This window comes from Enterobacter cloacae complex sp. 2022EL-00788, from assembly GCF_026627565.1.
Classification (GTDB): Bacteria; Pseudomonadota; Gammaproteobacteria; order Enterobacterales; family Enterobacteriaceae; genus Enterobacter; species Enterobacter pasteurii.
Window position 1 is genome coordinate 1 of the sequence record NZ_JAPNMC010000018.1, and the last position, 18,518, is coordinate 18,518.

The window sequence follows — 18,518 nt, forward strand, 5'->3', positions numbered from 1 at the left end:
GGTGGCGTATATTACGCTTTCCTCTTTCAGAGTCAACCCGTTATTTCAGGATTTTTTCTCTTCAACCGACCGGGTTGTTTGTGAAGTGATTCACATCCGCCGTGTCGATGGAGGCGCATTATAGGGATCCCAGTTTTTAGCACAAGTACTTTTTAGATCTTTTTTTCCAACTGATGATTTTCCGTGCTTTTCGCTGAAATCCCGCCCGATCCGCTTAAAAATTGACGCATTTTGCCTTGCCTCGATCCCCGAATACGATCAAAGTCTTCTTTATAGCGTTCATCTGTATCGAGGTAGATATGTCTTCAGTATTACGTCCCTATAAAGATCTGTTCCCACAGAAAGGCGATCGCGTGATGATCGATGCCAGCAGCGTGGTCATTGGTGATGTTCGCATGGCCGATGATGTCAGCATTTGGCCGCTCGTGGCGATCCGCGGCGATGTTAACTATGTAGCTATCGGTGCACGCACCAATATTCAGGACGGCAGCGTACTGCACGTCACGCATAAATCGTCCTACAACCCGGAAGGCAATCCGCTCATCATCGGGGAAGACGTCACCGTCGGCCATAAAGTGATGCTCCACGGCTGCACGATCGGTAACAGAGTTCTCGTTGGGATGGGATCGATTTTGCTGGATGGCGTGACGGTAGAAGATGACGTCATGATTGGTGCTGGAAGCCTTGTTCCGCAAAACAAACGCCTGGAAAGTGGCTATCTCTATTTAGGCAGCCCGGTAAAACAGATCCGCCCCTTAAAAGAGGCGGAAATCGAAGGTTTGAAATATTCAGCGAACAATTACGTAAAATGGAAGAATGACTATCTGGATCAGGATAACCAGACCCAGCCCTGATCGTCTTCCTGCCCATCGCGGATTAAATCGCTGGCTTCCTCTTCAAGATCCCAGCGATTTTCGCAAAACACCGCCAACGGATCTGAACCATCAAAGCGCTGGAGCAGCGTGTCCCTTTTAATTGCACAGGTCAGCTGCATTCCATGCACCAGCACCGGGAAGCAGACCGCTTGCCTGCTCTCATCCCAGATTTCTCTGTCGGGAAAATGAATCGCCTGATTCACGCTGTCAGTTCCTGTTTCAGCTTTTCGATAACCGGTTCTACGGCTGGCAACACGCCGTGCCACAGCAGCACCGCATGTGCCGCCTGCCCCACCAGCATACCGAGGCCATCAGCCAGATGTTTTGCACCCTGTTGCTCACACCAGGTCAGAAAAGGCGTCTTTCCTGATTGATAAAACATGTCATAGGCGTAGATATGGGAATGTATCAGGCTCGCGGGAATTGCCGGGATCTCTCCATTTATGCCGCTGGAAGTGGCATTGATGACCAAATCGAATTCGTGCCCCGCGAGATCATCCAGCGCTACCGCGGTTACGCTGCCCGTATGTTCGAACAATGTCGCCAGCGCTTCTGCTCTGGAGAAGGTACGGTTGGTTATTGTTACCGCGCAGCCCAGTGAAAGGAGAGGAAGCAATACACCGCGCGACGCTCCCCCCGCGCCGATCAGCAGGATCCGAAAGCCTGGTTTGATAAACGACAATCTTTGCAGATCGCTAAGTAAACCTATGCCATCGGTGTTATCACCCAGAAGGCGACCATCTTCAAGCCGCTTAAGCGTATTGACGGCGCCTGCGAGCGACGCCCGCTCGGTCAGTTCATCCGCACGCCCGAAAGCCTCTTCTTTAAAAGGCACCGTAACGTTCGCACCTTTACCGCCAGCATCAAAAAAAGCGTTCAGCGTCGGTATAAATGCATCAACGGGCGCAAGGACCCTGCCATACGGGTGATCTATCTGCAACTGCCCGGCGAACAACTGATGAATCAGAGGCGACTTGCTGTGTGCAATCGGATTACCAAAAACAGCATAGGTTTCCATCATATTACCCCTGGCGAAAACGTTCGCCGGTTAAGGCGTCGCGAATTTCCGACGGGTTAAGACGACCACCGGTTTCACCCACGGCGACCGGGAAATCATTCCCGAACTGCGCCAGAACGTCTTCCGTAGTACGGCAAGGAGGAAGACCGGTCAGGTTGGCGCTGGTTGAAACCAACGGTTTGCCAAACGCCTGACATAACTCCACCACCAGCGGATGGTCGGTGACACGCACCGCGAGCGAATCGAAACGGCCCGTTAACCAGCGCGGCGTAGTCGGTTGCGCAGGAAAAACAAACGTCACAGGACCAGGCCACGCAGAGAAAATGGTTTCCCGCTGTGCAGGCGTCAGCATGGAATCATCAATATAAGGCTTAAGCTGCTCGTAATTCGCAGCGATCAAAATCAATCCTTTTTCCACAGGCCGCTGTTTAAGCGCCAGCAACCGGCTTACGGCGACTTCGCTGTCAGGATCGCACCCGACCCCAAAAACGGCTTCTGTTGGATAGGCGATGACTTCTTCTTTTTTCAGAACTTCCACCGCCTGCGCGATGGAGCCTGATGGCAGGTTATTATTCACTGATTTGATCCGCCGAAACCGGCTTTCCACATTGTTTACTGGCGCAAAAGCGTTTCAAGCCTTGCGCCGTTTTCTTCTCTATAAGTAACGGATAATCGCAATGAGGGCAGACACCCGCTACTGGTTTGAAATTGATAACGAACTGGCATTCAGGATAGCGATCGCATGAATGGAAGGTCTTACCATAACGGGAGCGGCGCTGCACCAGTTGCCCACGCTGGCATTGAGGGCAGGCAATTGCCGTCTCATCTGGCTTATCAATTTGTTCCGTATGTTCACATTCCGGGTAACGACTGCATCCGATAAACATCCCGAAACGTCCCTGCCGCAGCGCAAGTTCCCCTCCACAGAGCGGACAGAGCTGACCCTCCAGAATTTTAACAATATGTCCGTCCGCCTGGCTTTTCAGGGGACGAACATAATCACATTCCGGATAGTGTGAACAACCGAGAAACGGACCGTGTTTCCCGGACCGAATAACAAGTTCAGCCCCACACTGTGGGCAGGGCTCGTTTTTATGCACCGTGAAGAGTGCTGATTTGGCCATAACAACTCTTGTTGCTGCACATTGAATTAATGCAGCATACCTTCATTCACTTCAAAGAGTAATTCTTCCATTTGCTGATAGGCGTTTTCACAGCCTGGAATGTTGAACAGAACCATCAGGATCACCCATTTCAGATCTTCCAGTTCAAATTCTGCTGTATCCAGCGCCATAACGCGCTCTATCACCATTTCTCTCGTTTCGAGGTTTAGCACCTGAATCTGCTCAAGGAATAAAATAAATCCCCGGCAGCTGGCATCCAGCCTTTCACACTCTTCAGCTGTATAGATGCGCACAGACAATGGGTCAGAAGCAAGCTGCATCGGTTCGGCGAGGCCGTCCTGATAATCAGCCAGCTTATCCAGCCACATCAACGCATTATAAATATCTTCCCGCTCAAAACCTGCGTCGGTCAGATCCCGTGTTAATTTGTCCTGATCCACGTGCATTTCTGCTTCGTTGTGGATGTAAGTCTCAAACAAATACATCAGTACGTCGAACATGGCATGCCCTCCTTAATCGGACATAGCCGCCGGGTACAGCTGCGATCCACCCTGCTAACTCCAGTTCGAGTAGCTGTGCTACCGTTACTGGCACAGGTTGGCCGGCACGTTCAGCGACAACGTCAACAGGTGTTACCTCATCTCCTACGTTAGCCAGGAGCTTGGGAAATGGCAATGCTACTGCCTCCTGATCTGATGAAATATGTCGCTTTTGAGGTTCATCCAGCAGCCAATGCAATCCGTACTGCAAATTTTCCAGGATATCCTCTTTACAGGTAACCAGCGTCGCCCCCTGCTTTATCAGCCAGTGCGGGCCTTCGCAGCCGGGGTTGCCAATCGGGCCGGGTAACGCAAAGACCTCCCGCCCCTGCTCCAGCGCGCACCTTGCGGTAACCAGCGATCCGCTGCGAATCGCGGCCTCTACCACCAGCACGCCCAGGCTTAACCCACTGATGATCCGGTTACGCCGGGGAAAGTTGCCCGGCCAGGGAGAGGTTGAGAGCGAAAATTCAGAGACGATTGCCCCCTCTGCGGCAATAAGTTGCTCAGCCAGCATTTGATGGCGATGCGGGTAGAGACTGAACAGACCATTCCCCAGCACGGCAATACTTCGCCCTTTTGCCGACAGCGCCGCGTGATGCGCCACGCCATCGATGCCGCAAGCCAGGCCGCTGGTGATGGTAAATCCACATTGTGCGAGTTGTTCACTCAGAATTTTCCCCCACCGCTCGCCGTACCACGAGGGCGCACGGCTGCCCACAACCGCAAGCTGCATGCTATTGAGCGCGTCGACGCTGCCTCGCACAAATAGCGCCCCCGGAAAGTCGGGGATAGTTCGCAACAACGGCGGAAAGCGAGGATCATCAGCCGTCAGCAGGTGATTCTCCGCCTGGTCCAGCCATTTCAGGCTACGTTCAAGTTCACCCTCACTGAATGAAAAAAACTTTCCGGCCTGTTTGGCCGACAGCCCTGCGTCTCTGACAGCGTCGGCATCAACACACGTCTGGCGAAGCAGCCGCTGGGCGGTTTCCAGCATCGCATCACCACATAACGATCCGATGTTTATAAGCCTTAACCATATCTCTGTGGGCGTCATCCTTTTCCCTGCCATAAGCAGCCTCAGCAATCTTTGCGATTGGTCACTGATGCTGTCAATCGACCGGGGATTTGTCTAGAATAGAAGTAATATTCTTATCAACTCCTGAACACGACTCTGGAAATTTATGGCAGTTTTGCAAGTGTTACATATTCCTGACGAGCGCCTTCGCATCGTCGCGGAACCGGTTAAAGAAGTGAATGCAGAAATTCAGCGTATCGTCGATGATATGTTCGATACCATGTACGCTGAAGAAGGCATTGGCCTTGCGGCGACCCAGGTAGACATTCACAAGCGTATTATCGTGATCGACGTTTCTGAAAACCGCGATGAGCGTCTGGTGCTGATCAACCCTGAGCTGCTCGAAAAAAGCGGCGAAACGGGCATTGAGGAAGGCTGCCTGTCTATTCCTGAACAGCGCGCTTTAGTGCCGCGTGCCGAAAAAGTGAAAATCCGCGCACTGGACCGCGACGGCAACCCCTTTGAACTGGAAGCCGACGATCTGCTGGCGATTTGCATTCAGCATGAGATGGACCACCTGGTCGGTAAGCTGTTTATCGATTACCTTTCGCCACTGAAGCAACAGCGCATTCGTCAGAAAGTAGAGAAACTGGACCGTTTGCGCTCTCGCGCATGACGTCCCCCCGGATACAAGGAATAACGTGTCTACATCACTACGTATAATCTTCGCGGGTACCCCTGATTTTGCAGCGCGTCATCTTGACGCGCTGTTATCGTCTGGACACCAGATTGTTGGCGTATTTACGCAACCAGACCGTCCGGCAGGCCGCGGTAAGAAGCTGATGCCAGGTCCGGTAAAAGTCCTGGCAGAGGCGCACGGATTACCGGTGTTTCAGCCAGCCTCATTACGTCCTCAGGAAAACCAGCAGCTGGTGGCTGACCTGAATGCAGATGTGATGGTGGTTGTGGCTTACGGCCTCATTCTGCCAAAAGCGGTCCTTGGTATGCCGCGCCTGGGCTGCATTAACGTCCATGGTTCCCTGCTACCGCGCTGGCGCGGCGCGGCGCCAATTCAACGCTCTCTGTGGGCGGGTGATGCTGAAACTGGCGTCACCATTATGAAGATGGACGTAGGTTTAGACACTGGCGACATGCTGCTTAAACTGGCGTGTCCAATTACTACCGAAGATACCAGCGCCACGCTGTATGACAAGCTGGCGGAACTCGGCCCGCAGGGGCTGATTGAGACGTTACAGCAGCTTGCTGACAATACGGCTAAGCCTGAAGTTCAGGACGACGCGCTGGTGACCTATGCTGAAAAGCTGAGTAAAGAAGAAGCCCGGATCGACTGGTCCCTGTCAGCGGCCCAGCTTGAACGCTGCATCCGCGCCTTCAATCCATGGCCGATGAGCTGGATGATGATTGATGAGCAGCCGGTGAAAATCTGGAAGGCTTCAGTGATAAGCGGCAATACGGCGGCCGAACCCGGTACGATTATCGATGCCAGCAAGAACGGTATTCAGGTTGCAACCGCAGAAGGGATTTTGAATCTGGAATCGCTACAGCCGGCCGGTAAAAAGGCAATGAGCGCTCAGGATCTCTTAAACTCTCGTCGTGAATGGTTTATTCCTGGCAATCGCCTTGCCTGAACAACTTTCTTCTTAAGGCCCGGTGTTTCCGGGCATTTTTATTTTTACGGTTATGAAAAGACAAAATCTACGCACTATGGCGGCTCAGGCCGTTGAGCAGGTTATCGAGCAGGGTCAGTCATTGAGTAATGTTCTGCCGCCACTGCAACAGAAAGTCTCCGATAAAGACAAAGCCCTGCTTCAGGAGCTTTGCTTTGGCGTTTTGCGCACCCTCTCTCAGCTTGAGTGGTTAATCAATAAGCTGATGTCACGCCCGATGAGCGGCAAGCAACGTACCGTACATTATTTAATCATGGTCGGTTTCTACCAGCTTCTTCACACCCGCATTCCACCTCATGCTGCGCTGGCTGAGACAGTGGAAGGTGCCGTTGCGATTAAACGTCCCCAGCTCAAAGGGCTGATCAACGGCGTGCTGCGTCAGTTCCAGCGTCAGCAGGACGAACTGCTGGCAGAGTTTGCCCAAAGTGAAGCGCGTTTCCTGCATCCGGAATGGCTGCTGAAGCGCCTTAAAAAGGCCTATCCGCAGAAGTGGCAAGAGATTGCTGAAGCCAATAATCAACGTCCGCCGATGTGGTTGCGCGTCAATCGTAACCATCATACTCGCGACGCGTGGCTGGCCCTGCTGGAGGAAGCAGGAATGGGCGGCTTCACGCACGATGCTTATCCTGATGCTGTACGTTTAGCCTCTCCTGCACCAGTACATGCCTTACCCGGTTTCGAAGAGGGCTGGGTAACGGTACAGGACGCTTCCGCACAGGGCTGCATGACCTGGCTTGAACCGAAGGATGGAGAACAGATCCTCGACCTGTGCGCTGCGCCAGGCGGTAAAACAACGCATATCCTCGAAGTGGCGCCACAGGCCAGCGTAATGGCCGTGGACGTTGATGAGCAGCGCCTTTCACGCGTCTACGACAACCTTAAGCGTCTGGGGATGAAGGCGCAGGTTAAGCAAGGCGATGGGCGCAAACCCGCAGAGTGGTGTGGTGAAACCCGGTTCGATCGCATTTTGCTGGACGCCCCCTGCTCTGCAACCGGCGTCATCCGTCGTCATCCGGATATCAAGTGGCTGCGTCGCGATGGCGATATTAACGAACTGGCACAGCTGCAATCCGATATCCTGGATGCCATCTGGCCACATCTCAAATCCGGCGGAACGCTGGTGTATGCAACCTGCTCTGTACTCCCCGAGGAGAACAGCCAGCAAATTGCAGCCTTCCTGAAACGTACGCCTGACGCTGCACTGCACGATACGGGCACGCCTGAACGTCCGGGCCTGCAAAACCTGCCGGGTGCAGAAGAGGGTGATGGCTTCTTTTACGCTAAGCTAATCAAAGAGTGATGTTGAGAACAGGTCACGAAAGATGAAAATTATCATTCTGGGCGCGGGTCAGGTTGGTGGAACGCTGGCCGAGAACCTCGTAGGTGAAAACAACGATATCACCATTGTGGATACCAACGGCGATCGGCTGCGCGTTTTGCAGGACAAGTTTGACCTTCGCGTTGTGCAAGGGCACGGTTCCCACCCGCGCGTCCTTCGCGAAGCGGGTGCGGACGATGCCGATATGCTGGTAGCAGTAACCAGTTCTGATGAAACCAATATGGTTGCGTGTCAGGTGGCCTACTCCCTTTTCAACACACCGAACCGTATCGCTCGTATTCGCTCCCCGGACTATGTCCGCGATGCGGAAAAGCTGTTTAACTCAGAAGCGGTACCTATCGATCATCTTATTGCGCCAGAACAGCTGGTTATCGACAGCATTTATCGTCTGATTGAATACCCGGGTGCATTGCAGGTGGTGAACTTTGCTGAGGGGAAAGTGAGCCTGGCGGTCGTGAAGGCATATTATGGCGGCCCGCTGATTGGTAATGCCCTGTCCACCATGCGCGAGCATATGCCCCATATCGATACGCGCGTTGCGGCCATATTCCGTCACGACCGACCCATTCGTCCGCAGGGTTCCACCATTGTTGAAGCCGGCGATGAGGTCTTCTTTATTGCAGCTTCCCAGCACATCCGCGCAGTGATGAGTGAACTACAGCGTCTCGAAAAACCGTATAAGCGTATTATGCTGGTAGGCGGCGGTAATATTGGCGCAGGCCTGGCGAGACGGCTGGAAAAAGACTACAGCGTGAAGCTGATCGAGCGAGATCAGCAGCGTGCGGCGGAGCTTGCAGAAAAGCTTCAGAATACGATCGTGTTTTATGGCGATGCCTCAGATCAGGAGCTGCTGGCCGAAGAGCATATCGATCAGGTCGATCTTTTTATTGCCGTCACCAACGACGACGAAGCGAATATTATGTCCGCGATGCTCGCTAAACGCATGGGGGCAAAAAAAGTGATGGTGCTTATCCAGCGTAAGGCTTACGTCGACCTGGTACAGGGAAGCGTGATTGATATTGCCATATCACCGCAGCAGGCCACCATCTCTGCCCTGCTAAGCCATGTTCGTAAAGCAGATATTGTTGGCGTTTCGTCACTTCGCCGCGGCGTAGCGGAGGCCATTGAAGCCGTCGCCCACGGGGATGAAACGACGTCGCGGGTCGTTGGTCGCGCTATCGACGAAATTAAACTGCCGCCAGGCACTATTATTGGTGCCGTAGTCCGCGGTAATGATGTCATGATCGCCAATGATAATTTACGTATTGAACAGGGCGATCACGTTATTATGTTCCTTACGGATAAAAAGTTTATTACCGACGTAGAGCGTTTATTCCAGCCAAGCCCATTCTTCCTGTAATGGATCGGGTGCTCAGACGAGAGCACCCTTTTATTAACCTTTTAATTTCCATGCCTTTTATTTTTCGTGACGATTATTATCCCCAATGGCATTTGGCTAATCATTTGTTAAACTTATAGGCGTCAGCTGGCACAAGGAGAACATAATGAGTTTTATTAAAGAATTTCGCGAATTTGCGATGCGCGGGAATGTGGTAGATTTGGCAGTGGGTGTCATTATTGGTGCAGCGTTCGGTAAGATCGTTTCATCTTTAGTAGCAGACATTATTATGCCGCCGCTGGGACTGTTGATTGGAGGTATTGATTTTAAACAATTTGCCTTCACGCTTCGGGAAGCTCAGGGCGATATTCCTGCGGTTGTAATGCACTATGGCGTATTCATTCAGAACGTATTTGATTTCGTTATCGTAGCGTTTGCCATTTTCATGGCCATCAAACTCATCAACAGACTCAACCGTAAAAAAGAAGAACCAGCTGCTGCTCCGCCAGCACCATCTAAAGAAGAAGTCTTGCTGACTGAAATTCGCGATCTGTTAAAAGAGCAGAACAACCGCGTTTAATCAGAAGACCGAAACAGGAAGGCCAGTGGTAAAAAAGCGATTCGCTTGCTTGCCACTGGCCTCCCAGTTACCCCGTTGTGCATGTTTTCCCTTACGCAGATAACTTCCTTTTCCTTTTTTATTCTTTTCAACACGCTGTCTGAAGAGCGGGTCGTGAAGCAGTGCCTCTATGGCGTTATCCTTAATTTGTCCCTTAGTGTGCTGATAGCGGCTCATAATTTCTCCTGAGCAAGTTAATGACGGCGGGAGTCTAGACCCTGGCTGCTAAAAAATCAACAACCCTGAGTTTCACTACTGGCACCCTGTTCAAGCGCTTCCAGTATAGAGCAATAAACGCTGCTGTGAGCGGTACCGCAGCACGCATCATTTAACCTTTGCAGAGAACGCTGCATAGTCTGCAATTCCTGAATACGAGCTTCAACTTCTTCCAGACGTGCCTGAACGATGCTTTTGGATTCCTGACAGGTATGATGTTCAGGATCGATACGGATCGACAGCAGCTCGCGGATCGATTCCAGCGTGAAGCCAAGCTGTCGCGCATAGCGAATGAAACGAAGGCGCTGGAGATCGTTTTCCGTATAAAGGCGAAACCCACCTTCTGTTCTGATCTCATGGTCAATCATCTGCTGCTTCTCGTAATAGCGGATGGTATCCGGCGTTACGTTAGCGAGTTTCGCGAGTTCACCTATGCGGTACATCATCACTCCTCATTCATTTTCTGCATCAATCTTTCACTATACTCACCGTGTAAGAAGTCAGTATTCATGCCCGCCTGGCGAAGCTTTAGCTCAATGAGCGCCAGCCGGCGGCTGAGTTCTGCATATCGTGGGTCGTTCTTATGAATGCCTTTAAGCAAATCTGAAAGCTCAACCGCTTCATTACGTTGTTGAAGTTCAGGCGGTAAGCAGCCGGCATTCTTCAGCAAGCGATAACCGGCCCGTAATTCGGGCGCAATGTGCGAATCATCATCCAGTACTAAGGGCTCCCCACAGCCTGGGAGATTATCGAATTCGCCTTTGTGTTGGGCATCGCGAATATGGCGTTCTGCCCACTGGTCAAGCAACCACATTATGAGCTCCAGGGGATGAACAAAATTGATACAGGTATTGTAGATAAGTGGATATTGGGCAGATATAAAAAAACCCGCCGGAGCGGGTTTTTTTACGTTACTGCAGATTACTCTGCAGCAGCTTCTGCTTTCTCTGAACGATCAACCAGCTCGATGTAAGCCATCGGCGCGTTGTCGCCTGCACGGAAGCCACACTTCAGAATGCGAGTGTAACCACCGGCACGGCTCGCGAAACGCGGGCCCAGTTCGTTAAACAGTTTTGCCACGATCTCGTTATCACGAGTACGGGCGAATGCCAGACGACGATTAGCAACGCTGTCAGTCTTGGCAAGAGTAATCAGCGGCTCAACTACGCGACGCAGCTCTTTCGCTTTAGGCAGGGTCGTCTTGATGATTTCATGACGAACCAGTGAACCTGCCATGTTGCGGAACATAGCCTGGCGATGGCTGCTGTTGCGGTTCAGTTGACGACCACTCTTACGATGGCGCATGACCTTATCCTTCTCAGTAAAACCTTAACCTGTGATCCGGTTACTCGTCAGCAATGCTTGCTGGTGGCCAGTTTTCCAGGCGCATGCCCAGAGACAAACCACGTGAAGCCAGCACGTCTTTAATCTCGGTAAGAGATTTTTTACCCAGGTTCGGCGTTTTCAGCAACTCAACCTCGGTACGCTGTACCAGATCACCGATATAGTGGATAGCTTCTGCCTTGAGGCAGTTAGCAGAGCGGACAGTCAATTCCAGATCGTCAACAGGGCGCAGCAGGATCGGATCGAATTCTGGTTTCTCTTCTTTCACTTCCGGCTGACGTACATCACGTAAGTCAACGAAAGCTTCCAGTTGTTCTGCCAGGATGGTTGCCGCACGACGAATCGCCTCTTCAGGATCGATTGTGCCATTGGTTTCCATTTCGATGACCAGCTTGTCCAGGTCGGTACGCTGTTCTACACGCGCTGCTTCAACATTGTAGGCAATACGCTCTACAGGGCTGTAGCATGCGTCGACCAGCAGACGGCCGATTGGGCGCTCATCTTCTTCCGAATGAATTCGGGCAGAAGCCGGCACATAACCACGACCGCGCTGAACTTTGATACGCATGCTAATAGCTGCGTTCTCATCGGTCAGGTGGCAGATCACGTGCTGCGGCTTGACGATTTCAACATCACCGTCGTGGGTGATGTCGGCTGCAGTCACAGGGCCAATGCCAGATTTATTCAGAGTAAGAATAACTTCATCTTTACCCTGAACTCTCACCGCCAGCCCTTTCAGGTTGAGCAGGATTTCAAGGATATCTTCCTGAACGCCTTCTTTGGTGCTGTACTCATGAAGTACACCATCAATCTCAACCTCGGTCACCGCGCAACCCGGCATCGATGAGAGCAGAATACGGCGCAGTGCGTTACCCAGAGTATGGCCAAAGCCACGCTCTAAAGGCTCAAGGGTCACCTTGGCGTGCGTCGAACTCACTTGCTCGATATCTACCAGGCGCGGTTTTAGAAACTCTGTCACAGAACCCTGCATTGTGTCCTCTCTTTGGTACTAAGCTTTACTTGGAGTAAAGCTCGACGATCAGGTGTTCGTTAATGTCCGCAGACAGATCAGAACGTTCTGGCTGACGCTTGAACGTACCTTCCATCTTGCCAGCATCAACTTCCAGCCAGGTTGGCTTTTCACGCTGCTCAGCCAGCTCCAGAGCGGCTTTCACGCGAGATTGCTTTTTCGCTTTCTCACGAATGCTAACAACGTCATTCGCTTTAACCTGATAAGAAGCGATGTTAACAACACGACCGTTTACCATGATTGCTTTATGGCTAACCAGCTGGCGTGATTCAGCACGAGTCGCGCCGAAGCCCATACGGTATACAACGTTGTCCAGACGACCTTCCAGCAGAGCCAGCAGGTTTTCACCTGTGTTGCCTTTCAGACGTGCTGCTTCTTTATAGTAGTTACGGAACTGACGCTCCAGCACACCGTAGATACGGCGAACTTTTTGCTTTTCACGCAACTGCACACCATAGTCAGACAGACGCGGTTTACGCGCACCGTGCTGGCCAGGAGCTTGTTCAATTTTACACTTGGTATCGATCGCGCGAACGCCAGACTTAAGGAATAAGTCGGTGCCCTCACGACGGCTCAGCTTGAGCTTAGGACCCAAATATCTTGCCATTTTCTATCTCCAACTAACCTAAAAAACGAGCGTTATACGCGACGTTTTTTCGGCGGACGACAACCGTTATGAGGGATCGGAGTCACATCAGTAATATTAGTGATGCGGAAACCAGCGGCGTTCAGAGCGCGAACAGTAGATTCACGACCCGGACCCGGACCTTTAACCATAACTTCCAGATTCTTGATGCCGTATTCTTTTACGGCTTCAGCGCAACGCTCTGCTGCAACCTGAGCTGCGAACGGAGTGGATTTGCGAGAACCACGGAAACCGGAACCACCGGCTGTTGCCCAACCCAATGCGTTACCCTGACGATCAGTAATAGTAACGATGGTGTTGTTGAAAGAAGCATGGATATGAGCCACGCCGTCAGAGACTTGTTTTCTTACACGTTTACGTGCACGAACTGGTGCCTTTGCCATTATTCAATCACCCCGATTATTTCTTGATCGGTTTGCGCGGACCCTTACGGGTACGTGCGTTGGTCTTAGTACGCTGACCGCGCACTGGCAGACCACGACGATGACGCAAACCGCGATAGCAACCAAGATCCATCAGGCGCTTGATGCTCATGCTGATTTCACGGCGCAGATCACCTTCAACGACAAATTTGGCAACTTCGTCACGCAGCGTGTCGATTTGTTCTTCAGACAGCTCACTGATCTTAACATCTTCAGCGATACCCGCTGCAGCCAGAATGGCTTTGGAACGGGTCTTGCCGACGCCGTAGATCGAAGTTAATGCGATCACAGCATGTTTCTGATCAGGAATGTTAATGCCTGCTATACGGGCCACTATGCACTCCTACTATTTAATATGTACGCACCATGCTGAAAAGCCCGTTTTCAGGATACTCAAATGGAAACGTACAGACATACAAAAGATTGGCTGGCTAATCTAGCCAGCTCAACCCAACTTTGCAAGAAAAATATGCGAAATAATCAGCCTTGGCGCTGTTTATGCTTCGGCTCGGCACTGCAAATCACACGGATGACACCATCACGCTTAACGATTTTGCAGTTACGGCATAATTTCTTGACGGAAGCACGAACTTTCATTTTTACTCTCCGTAACTTCTCAGGCGACCAGTTAGCGGCCGTAGCCTTTCAGGTTCGCCTTCTTCAATGCAGACTCATACTGACTGGACATCATCAGAGTTTGCACTTGAGCCATAAAGTCCATAATCACGACCACAACGATAAGCAGTGAGGTCCCACCGAAGTAGAACGGTACTTTCATTGCATCACGCATGAACTCCGGGATCAGGCAGATAAAAGTAATATAAAGCGCACCAACCAAAGTCAGGCGAGTCATTACTTTATCAATATACTTCGCCGTTTGCTCTCCCGGACGAATTCCTGGTACAAATGCACCGGACTTCTTCAGGTTATCTGCTGTTTCACGCGGGTTGAAGACCAACGCCGTGTAGAAGAAACAGAAGAAGATGATCGCAGACGCATAGAGTAACACATAAAGTGGTTGCCCAGGCTGCAAATACAGCGAAATTGTTGTCAGCCAGTTCCAACCAGTACCGCCCCCGAACCATGACGCGATGGTTGCCGGGAACAGAATAATACTGGAAGCGAAGATAGCCGGGATAACCCCCGCCATATTCACTTTCAGCGGTAAATGTGTGCTCTGTGCAGCATAGACACGACGACCTTGCTGACGCTTAGCGTAGTTCACCACAATGCGGCGTTGACCACGTTCAACGAAGACAACAAAGAACGTCACTGCAAATACTAATACTGCAACCAACAGCAACAGGAGGAAGTGCAGGTCGCCTTGACGCGCTTGCTCGATAGTATGGGCGATGGCCGGCGGGAGACCCGCAACGATACCGGCGAAGATAATGATTGAGATACCGTTACCGATACCACGCTCAGTAATCTGTTCGCCGAGCCACATCAGGAACATAGTCCCTGTGACCAGACTTACAACAGCGGTGAAGTAGAATGCAAAGCCTGGGTTTAACACCAGGCCCTGCATACCAGGCATATTCGGTAAACCGGTAGCAATACCGATCGACTGGAATATTGCCAGCACCAGAGTGCCGTAACGGGTGTACTGGCTAATCTTACGACGTCCAGACTCCCCTTCTTTCTTCAGTTCTGCGAGGGCCGGATGAACGACCGTCAGCAACTGGATAATAATCGATGCCGAAATGTACGGCATGATACCCAATGCGAAGATAGAAGCACGGCTGAGAGCACCACCAGAGAACATGTTAAACATTTCAATGATGGTGCCTCGCTGTTGCTCAAGCAGTTTGGCAAGTACAGCGGCATCAATACCAGGGATCGGAATAAAAGAGCCAATACGGAACACAATCAGCGCGCCGATTACAAACAGCAGTCTGCGTTTCAGCTCGCCAAATCCACCTTTGGCACTTTGAAAATCTAATCCCGGTTGCTTAGCCATCTGCTACTTATTCCTCAATTTTACCGCCAGCAGCTTCGATAGCAGCACGAGCACCTTTAGTAACACGCAGGCCACGAACAGTTACCGGAGTAGAAACTTCACCAGCCAGGATCACTTTCGCGAACTCGATCTGGATACCGATAATGTTTGCTGCTTTCAGCGTGTTCAGGTCTACAACGCCGCCTTCAACTTTCGCCAGGTCAGACAGACGGATTTCCGCTGTGATCGCTGCTTTGCGAGAGGTGAAGCCGAACTTCGGCAGACGACGGTACAGTGGCATCTGGCCACCCTCGAAACCGCGACGTACGCCACCGCCAGAACGAGAGTTCTGACCTTTGTGACCACGACCACCGGTTTTGCCGAGGCCAGAACCGATACCACGACCCAGGCGTTTACCCGCCTTTTTAGAGCCTTCGGCCGGAGACAGAGTATTTAAACGCATCTCTTACTCCTCAACTTTAACCATGAAGTAAACCGCGTTGACCATACCACGAACAGCAGGAGTATCCTCGCGCTCAACGGTATGACCAATACGACGCAGACCCAGGCCAAGCAGCGTTGCCTTGTGTTTCGGCAGACGACCGATTGCACTGCGGGTTTGAGTGATTTTAATAGTCTTTGCCATGGTCAATTACCCCAGAATTTCTTCAACGGATTTACCACGCTTGGCAGCGACCATTTCTGGAGAATTCATATTTTCCAGGCCATCAATAGTTGCACGAACCACGTTGATCGGGTTGGTGGAACCATATGCTTTAGCCAGAACGTTATGAACTCCAGCAACTTCCAGAACGGCGCGCATTGCACCACCGGCGATGATACCGGTACCTTCGGAAGCTGGCTGCATGAATACACGAGAACCCGTGTGAACACCCTTAACTGGGTGCTGCAGGGTACCGTTGTTCAGCGCGACGTTAATCATATTGCGACGGGCTTTTTCCATCGCTTTCTGGATCGCTGCTGGAACTTCACGCGCTTTACCGTAACCAAAACCAACGCGACCGTTACCATCGCCAACTACAGTCAGAGCTGTGAAGGAGAAAATACGACCACCTTTAACGGTTTTAGATACGCGGTTTACCGCGATCAGCTTTTCCTGCAGTTCGCCAGCCTGTTTTTCGATGTGAGCCATCTTACACCTCTACCTTAGAACTGAAGGCCAGCTTCACGGGCAGCATCTGCCAGTGCCTGGACACGACCATGATATTGGAACCCGGAACGGTCAAAGGAAACATTGCTGATGCCTTTTTCCAGAGCGCGTTCAGCAACAGCTTTACCTACAGCTGCAGCGGCGTCTTTATTACCGGTATACTTCAATTGTTCTGAGATAGCTTTTTCTACAGTAGAAGCAGCTACCAGAACTTCAGAACCGTTCGGTGCAATTACCTGTGCGTAAATATGACGCGGGGTACGATGTACCACCAGGCGAGTTGCACCCAGCTCTTTGAGCTTGCGGCGTGCGCGGGTCGCACGACGGATACGAGCAGATTTCTTATCCATAGTGTTACCTTACTTCTTCTTAGCCTCTTTGGTACGCACGACTTCGTCGGCGTAACGAACACCCTTGCCTTTGTAAGGCTCAGGACGACGGTAGGCGCGCAGATCTGCTGCAACCTGACCGATCAGCTGCTTATCAGCGCCTTTCAGCACGATTTCAGTTTGAGTCGGACATTCTGCAGTGATACCGGCCGGCAGCGGATGCTCAACAGGGTGTGAGAAGCCCAGAGACAGGCCTACTGCATTCCCTTTGATAGCTGCACGATAACCTACACCAACCAGCTGAAGCTTTTTAGTGAAGCCTTCGGTAACACCAACAACCATTGAGTTCAGCAGGGCACGCGCGGTACCAGCCTGAGCCCATCCATCCACGAAACCATCACGTGGACCGAAGGTCAGAGCGTTATCTGCATGTTTAACTTCAACAGCTTTGTTGAGGGTACGAGTCAGCTCGCCGTTTTTACCTTTGATCGTAATAACCTGACCGTCGATTTTTACATCAACGCCGGCAGGAATAACGACCGGTGCTTTAGCAACACGAGACATTCTTTCCTCCGATTAGGCTACGTAGCAGATAATTTCGCCACCAAGACCAGCCTGGCGCGCTGCACGATCAGTCATAACACCTTTAGAGGTAGAAACAACTGCGATACCAAGACCAGCCATAACTTTTGGCAGCTCATCTTTTTTCTTATAGATGCGCAGGCCTGGGCGGCTGACACGCTGAATGCTTTCTACAACAGCTTTACCCTGGAAATACTTGAGAGTAAGTTCCAGTTCCGGCTTGGTGTCGCCTTCAACTTTAAAATCTTCGATAAAACCTTCTTCCTTCAGCACGTTGGCAATTGCCACTTTCAGCTTGGCGGAAGGCATGGTGACCGCAACTTTGTTCGCGGCCTGACCGTTACGGATACGGGTCAGCATATCCGCGATCGGATCTTGCATGCTCATCTGTCTTTACTCCCGTGATTCAATTGGTAATTACCAGCTAGCCTTTTTCAAGCCTGGTACTTCACCGCGCATGGCGGCTTCACGCAGTTTGATACGGCTCAACCCAAACTTGCCCACATAACCATGTGGACGACCTGTTTGACGACAGCGGTTACGCTGACGAGACGGGCTGGAATCACGCGGCAGAGACTGCAGCTTGAGAACCGCATTCCAACGATCTTCGTCGGAAGCGTTCACATCAGAAATGATCGCTTTCAGTTCAGCGCGTTTAGCGAAGAATTTATCAGCTAAAGCTACGCGCTTTACTTCGCGTGCTTTCATTGATTGCTTAGCCATTCAGTAACCCTACCTTACTTGCGGAACGGGAAGTCAAAGGCAGCCAGCAGAGCACGGCCTTCTTCATCAGATTTCGCAGTAGTGGTAATGGTAATATCCAAACCACGCACGCGGTCGACTTTATCGTAGTCGATTTCTGGGAAGATGATCTGCTCACGGACACCCATGCTGTAGTTACCACGACCGTCGAAAGACTTAGCGGACAAGCCACGGAAGTCACGGATACGTGGAACAGCAATAGTGATCAGGCGCTCAAGGAACTCCCACATGCGTTCGCCACGCAGAGTTACTTTACAGCCGATCGGATAGCCCTGACGGATTTTGAAGCCTGCAACAGATTTGCGTGCTTTGGTGATCAGCGGTTTTTGACCGGAGATTGCTGTCAGGTCAGCTGCTGCGTTATCCAGCAGTTTCTTGTCAGCGATCGCTTCACCAACACCCATGTTCAGGGTGATCTTCTCGACCCGAGGGACTTGCATGACAGAATTGTAGTTAAACTCAGTCATGAGTTTGTTAACTACTTCGTCTTTGTAGTAATCATGCAGTTTCGCCATCGT

General features: G+C 51.5%; 30 protein-coding genes. 6 read left to right on the top strand and 24 right to left on the bottom strand.

The window, feature by feature from the left end; all coding sequences use genetic code 11:
• The first annotated feature begins 299 nt into the window (after positions 1-299).
• Entirely contained in the window at positions 300-854 is a 555-nt protein-coding gene (locus OWK27_RS21250) for a gamma carbonic anhydrase family protein (protein ID WP_176609351.1), read from the top strand.
• Here OWK27_RS21250 and OWK27_RS21255 read toward each other — a convergent pair.
• The 6 genes from OWK27_RS21255 to dprA are packed head-to-tail and all read right to left on the bottom strand — an operon-like array spanning position 830 to position 4,613.
• Positions 830-1,078: a DUF1488 domain-containing protein gene (locus OWK27_RS21255; protein ID WP_148422731.1), complete on the bottom strand. Its 249-nt coding sequence runs from the start codon at positions 1,076-1,078 to the stop codon at positions 830-832. The two genes, OWK27_RS21250 and OWK27_RS21255, sit on opposite strands and share 25 nt — an antisense overlap.
• Positions 1,075-1,893 (bottom strand): shikimate dehydrogenase, encoded by an 819-nt coding sequence (gene aroE / locus OWK27_RS21260; RefSeq protein ID WP_193356740.1) that lies wholly within the window; start codon positions 1,891-1,893, stop codon positions 1,075-1,077. The genes OWK27_RS21255 and aroE overlap by 4 nt, the downstream gene beginning before the upstream one ends.
• Positions 1,894-1,897: 4 nt before the next feature.
• Positions 1,898-2,470: an L-threonylcarbamoyladenylate synthase type 1 TsaC gene (tsaC, locus tag OWK27_RS21265; RefSeq protein ID WP_148422732.1), complete on the bottom strand. Its 573-nt coding sequence runs from the start codon at positions 2,468-2,470 to the stop codon at positions 1,898-1,900.
• The gene (locus OWK27_RS21270; RefSeq protein WP_017383725.1) at positions 2,463-3,017 is read right to left on the bottom strand and encodes a type I DNA topoisomerase; all 555 of its coding nucleotides are present in this window, start codon (positions 3,015-3,017) and stop codon (positions 2,463-2,465) included. Before OWK27_RS21270 ends, tsaC begins: the two co-directional genes overlap by 8 nt.
• A 26-nt stretch (positions 3,018-3,043) precedes the next feature.
• Complete coding sequence (smg, locus tag OWK27_RS21275) at positions 3,044-3,517, bottom strand: DUF494 family protein Smg (RefSeq protein WP_148422734.1); 474 nt, start codon at positions 3,515-3,517, stop codon at positions 3,044-3,046.
• Positions 3,489-4,613: a DNA-protecting protein DprA gene (gene dprA, locus OWK27_RS21280; protein WP_267591191.1), complete on the bottom strand. Its 1,125-nt coding sequence runs from the start codon at positions 4,611-4,613 to the stop codon at positions 3,489-3,491. The genes smg and dprA overlap by 29 nt, the downstream gene beginning before the upstream one ends.
• Positions 4,614-4,740: 127 nt before the next feature.
• On the opposite strand from dprA, the gene def reads away from it, so the two are divergent.
• The 5 genes from def to mscL all read left to right on the top strand — a co-directional run bounded on the left by def (position 4,741) and on the right by mscL (position 9,520).
• Complete coding sequence (gene def / locus OWK27_RS21285; RefSeq protein WP_006812188.1) at positions 4,741-5,250, top strand: peptide deformylase; 510 nt, start codon at positions 4,741-4,743, stop codon at positions 5,248-5,250.
• 25 nt (positions 5,251-5,275) lie between these two features.
• Positions 5,276-6,223 carry a methionyl-tRNA formyltransferase gene (gene fmt / locus OWK27_RS21290; RefSeq protein WP_267591192.1) on the top strand — a complete coding sequence of 316 codons (948 nt, stop codon included), beginning with the start codon at positions 5,276-5,278 and terminating at the stop codon, positions 6,221-6,223.
• A gap of 52 nt (positions 6,224-6,275) precedes the next feature.
• Positions 6,276-7,562: a 16S rRNA (cytosine(967)-C(5))-methyltransferase RsmB gene (gene rsmB / locus OWK27_RS21295; RefSeq protein WP_267591193.1), complete on the top strand. Its 1,287-nt coding sequence runs from the start codon at positions 6,276-6,278 to the stop codon at positions 7,560-7,562.
• Positions 7,563-7,584: 22 nt separating this feature from the next.
• Positions 7,585-8,961: a Trk system potassium transporter TrkA gene (gene trkA, locus OWK27_RS21300; protein WP_148422738.1), complete on the top strand. Its 1,377-nt coding sequence runs from the start codon at positions 7,585-7,587 to the stop codon at positions 8,959-8,961.
• Between the two features lie 145 nt (positions 8,962-9,106).
• Positions 9,107-9,520: a large-conductance mechanosensitive channel protein MscL gene (mscL, locus tag OWK27_RS21305; protein ID WP_148422739.1), complete on the top strand. Its 414-nt coding sequence runs from the start codon at positions 9,107-9,109 to the stop codon at positions 9,518-9,520.
• On the opposite strand, the gene OWK27_RS21310 is transcribed toward mscL, so the two are convergent.
• From OWK27_RS21310 to rplE, 18 genes are all read right to left on the bottom strand, one after another.
• Complete coding sequence (locus OWK27_RS21310; protein ID WP_148422740.1) at positions 9,521-9,736, bottom strand: alternative ribosome-rescue factor A; 216 nt, start codon at positions 9,734-9,736, stop codon at positions 9,521-9,523.
• A gap of 56 nt (positions 9,737-9,792) precedes the next feature.
• Positions 9,793-10,218 carry a Zn(2+)-responsive transcriptional regulator gene (zntR, locus tag OWK27_RS21315; protein WP_148422744.1) on the bottom strand — a complete coding sequence of 142 codons (426 nt, stop codon included), beginning with the start codon at positions 10,216-10,218 and terminating at the stop codon, positions 9,793-9,795.
• 2 nt (positions 10,219-10,220) lie between these two features.
• The gene (locus OWK27_RS21320) at positions 10,221-10,589 is read right to left on the bottom strand and encodes a DUF1992 domain-containing protein (protein ID WP_148422741.1); all 369 of its coding nucleotides are present in this window, start codon (positions 10,587-10,589) and stop codon (positions 10,221-10,223) included.
• A 107-nt stretch (positions 10,590-10,696) separates the two neighbouring features.
• Positions 10,697-11,080, bottom strand: coding sequence for a 50S ribosomal protein L17 (rplQ, locus tag OWK27_RS21325; protein WP_001216368.1), 384 nt, complete (start codon positions 11,078-11,080; stop codon positions 10,697-10,699).
• Between the two features lie 40 nt (positions 11,081-11,120).
• Positions 11,121-12,110: a DNA-directed RNA polymerase subunit alpha gene (locus tag OWK27_RS21330; RefSeq protein ID WP_002919219.1), complete on the bottom strand. Its 990-nt coding sequence runs from the start codon at positions 12,108-12,110 to the stop codon at positions 11,121-11,123.
• A 25-nt stretch (positions 12,111-12,135) separates the two neighbouring features.
• Positions 12,136-12,756 carry a 30S ribosomal protein S4 gene (rpsD, locus tag OWK27_RS21335; protein WP_003863314.1) on the bottom strand — a complete coding sequence of 207 codons (621 nt, stop codon included), beginning with the start codon at positions 12,754-12,756 and terminating at the stop codon, positions 12,136-12,138.
• Between the two features lie 32 nt (positions 12,757-12,788).
• Complete coding sequence (gene rpsK / locus OWK27_RS21340; RefSeq protein WP_003863312.1) at positions 12,789-13,178, bottom strand: 30S ribosomal protein S11; 390 nt, start codon at positions 13,176-13,178, stop codon at positions 12,789-12,791.
• Positions 13,179-13,194: 16 nt separating this feature from the next.
• Positions 13,195-13,551, bottom strand: a complete 357-nt coding sequence (rpsM, locus tag OWK27_RS21345; RefSeq protein ID WP_003863308.1) for a 30S ribosomal protein S13 — start codon at positions 13,549-13,551, stop codon at positions 13,195-13,197.
• Positions 13,552-13,697: 146 nt separating this feature from the next.
• Entirely contained in the window at positions 13,698-13,814 is a 117-nt protein-coding gene (gene rpmJ, locus OWK27_RS21350; protein ID WP_000868187.1) for a 50S ribosomal protein L36, read from the bottom strand.
• 31 nt (positions 13,815-13,845) lie between these two features.
• Positions 13,846-15,177, bottom strand: a complete 1,332-nt coding sequence (gene secY, locus OWK27_RS21355) for a preprotein translocase subunit SecY (RefSeq protein WP_003863305.1) — start codon at positions 15,175-15,177, stop codon at positions 13,846-13,848.
• A 7-nt stretch (positions 15,178-15,184) separates the two neighbouring features.
• Complete coding sequence (gene rplO / locus OWK27_RS21360) at positions 15,185-15,619, bottom strand: 50S ribosomal protein L15 (RefSeq protein ID WP_003863304.1); 435 nt, start codon at positions 15,617-15,619, stop codon at positions 15,185-15,187.
• Between the two features lie 3 nt (positions 15,620-15,622).
• On the bottom strand, positions 15,623-15,802 hold the full coding sequence (gene rpmD, locus OWK27_RS21365) for a 50S ribosomal protein L30 (protein WP_003863301.1): 180 nt from the start codon (positions 15,800-15,802) through the stop codon (positions 15,623-15,625).
• 6 nt (positions 15,803-15,808) lie between these two features.
• Positions 15,809-16,309, bottom strand: a complete 501-nt coding sequence (gene rpsE, locus OWK27_RS21370; RefSeq protein WP_003863299.1) for a 30S ribosomal protein S5 — start codon at positions 16,307-16,309, stop codon at positions 15,809-15,811.
• 14 nt (positions 16,310-16,323) lie between these two features.
• On the bottom strand, positions 16,324-16,677 hold the full coding sequence (rplR, locus tag OWK27_RS21375) for a 50S ribosomal protein L18 (protein ID WP_003863297.1): 354 nt from the start codon (positions 16,675-16,677) through the stop codon (positions 16,324-16,326).
• A 9-nt stretch (positions 16,678-16,686) separates the two neighbouring features.
• A complete protein-coding gene (gene rplF, locus OWK27_RS21380) occupies positions 16,687-17,220 on the bottom strand; it encodes a 50S ribosomal protein L6 (protein WP_003863296.1) in 534 nt (177 codons plus the stop codon).
• Between the two features lie 12 nt (positions 17,221-17,232).
• Positions 17,233-17,625 carry a 30S ribosomal protein S8 gene (gene rpsH, locus OWK27_RS21385; RefSeq protein WP_006178918.1) on the bottom strand — a complete coding sequence of 131 codons (393 nt, stop codon included), beginning with the start codon at positions 17,623-17,625 and terminating at the stop codon, positions 17,233-17,235.
• A gap of 30 nt (positions 17,626-17,655) precedes the next feature.
• Complete coding sequence (gene rpsN / locus OWK27_RS21390; RefSeq protein WP_003863291.1) at positions 17,656-17,961, bottom strand: 30S ribosomal protein S14; 306 nt, start codon at positions 17,959-17,961, stop codon at positions 17,656-17,658.
• Positions 17,962-17,975: 14 nt separating this feature from the next.
• Positions 17,976-18,515 (bottom strand): 50S ribosomal protein L5, encoded by a 540-nt coding sequence (gene rplE, locus OWK27_RS21395; protein ID WP_003863290.1) that lies wholly within the window; start codon positions 18,513-18,515, stop codon positions 17,976-17,978.
• Positions 18,516-18,518 lie beyond the last annotated feature (3 nt).

Coding starts and splice junctions, on each gene's coding strand:
- OWK27_RS21250 (WP_176609351.1), top strand. CDS start 300: ATGTCTTCAGTATTACGTCCCTATAAAGATCTGTTCCCACAGAAAGGC.
- aroE (WP_193356740.1), bottom strand. CDS start 1,893: ATGGAAACCTATGCTGTTTTTGGTAATCCGATTGCACACAGCAAGTCG.
- OWK27_RS21270 (WP_017383725.1), bottom strand. CDS start 3,017: ATGGCCAAATCAGCACTCTTCACGGTGCATAAAAACGAGCCCTGCCCA.
- smg (WP_148422734.1), bottom strand. CDS start 3,517: ATGTTCGACGTACTGATGTATTTGTTTGAGACTTACATCCACAACGAA.
- dprA (WP_267591191.1), bottom strand. CDS start 4,613: ATGACGCCCACAGAGATATGGTTAAGGCTTATAAACATCGGATCGTTA.
- def (WP_006812188.1), top strand. CDS start 4,741: ATGGCAGTTTTGCAAGTGTTACATATTCCTGACGAGCGCCTTCGCATC.
- rsmB (WP_267591193.1), top strand. CDS start 6,276: ATGAAAAGACAAAATCTACGCACTATGGCGGCTCAGGCCGTTGAGCAG.
- trkA (WP_148422738.1), top strand. CDS start 7,585: ATGAAAATTATCATTCTGGGCGCGGGTCAGGTTGGTGGAACGCTGGCC.
- mscL (WP_148422739.1), top strand. CDS start 9,107: ATGAGTTTTATTAAAGAATTTCGCGAATTTGCGATGCGCGGGAATGTG.
- OWK27_RS21310 (WP_148422740.1), bottom strand. CDS start 9,736: ATGAGCCGCTATCAGCACACTAAGGGACAAATTAAGGATAACGCCATA.
- zntR (WP_148422744.1), bottom strand. CDS start 10,218: ATGTACCGCATAGGTGAACTCGCGAAACTCGCTAACGTAACGCCGGAT.
- OWK27_RS21320 (WP_148422741.1), bottom strand. CDS start 10,589: ATGTGGTTGCTTGACCAGTGGGCAGAACGCCATATTCGCGATGCCCAA.
- rplQ (WP_001216368.1), bottom strand. CDS start 11,080: ATGCGCCATCGTAAGAGTGGTCGTCAACTGAACCGCAACAGCAGCCAT.
- OWK27_RS21330 (WP_002919219.1), bottom strand. CDS start 12,110: ATGCAGGGTTCTGTGACAGAGTTTCTAAAACCGCGCCTGGTAGATATC.
- rpsD (WP_003863314.1), bottom strand. CDS start 12,756: ATGGCAAGATATTTGGGTCCTAAGCTCAAGCTGAGCCGTCGTGAGGGC.
- rpsK (WP_003863312.1), bottom strand. CDS start 13,178: ATGGCAAAGGCACCAGTTCGTGCACGTAAACGTGTAAGAAAACAAGTC.
- rpmJ (WP_000868187.1), bottom strand. CDS start 13,814: ATGAAAGTTCGTGCTTCCGTCAAGAAATTATGCCGTAACTGCAAAATC.
- secY (WP_003863305.1), bottom strand. CDS start 15,177: ATGGCTAAGCAACCGGGATTAGATTTTCAAAGTGCCAAAGGTGGATTT.
- rplO (WP_003863304.1), bottom strand. CDS start 15,619: ATGCGTTTAAATACTCTGTCTCCGGCCGAAGGCTCTAAAAAGGCGGGT.
- rpmD (WP_003863301.1), bottom strand. CDS start 15,802: ATGGCAAAGACTATTAAAATCACTCAAACCCGCAGTGCAATCGGTCGT.
- rpsE (WP_003863299.1), bottom strand. CDS start 16,309: ATGGCTCACATCGAAAAACAGGCTGGCGAACTGCAGGAAAAGCTGATC.
- rplR (WP_003863297.1), bottom strand. CDS start 16,677: ATGGATAAGAAATCTGCTCGTATCCGTCGTGCGACCCGCGCACGCCGC.
- rplF (WP_003863296.1), bottom strand. CDS start 17,220: ATGTCTCGTGTTGCTAAAGCACCGGTCGTTATTCCTGCCGGCGTTGAT.
- rpsH (WP_006178918.1), bottom strand. CDS start 17,625: ATGAGCATGCAAGATCCGATCGCGGATATGCTGACCCGTATCCGTAAC.
- rpsN (WP_003863291.1), bottom strand. CDS start 17,961: ATGGCTAAGCAATCAATGAAAGCACGCGAAGTAAAGCGCGTAGCTTTA.
- rplE (WP_003863290.1), bottom strand. CDS start 18,515: ATGGCGAAACTGCATGATTACTACAAAGACGAAGTAGTTAACAAACTC.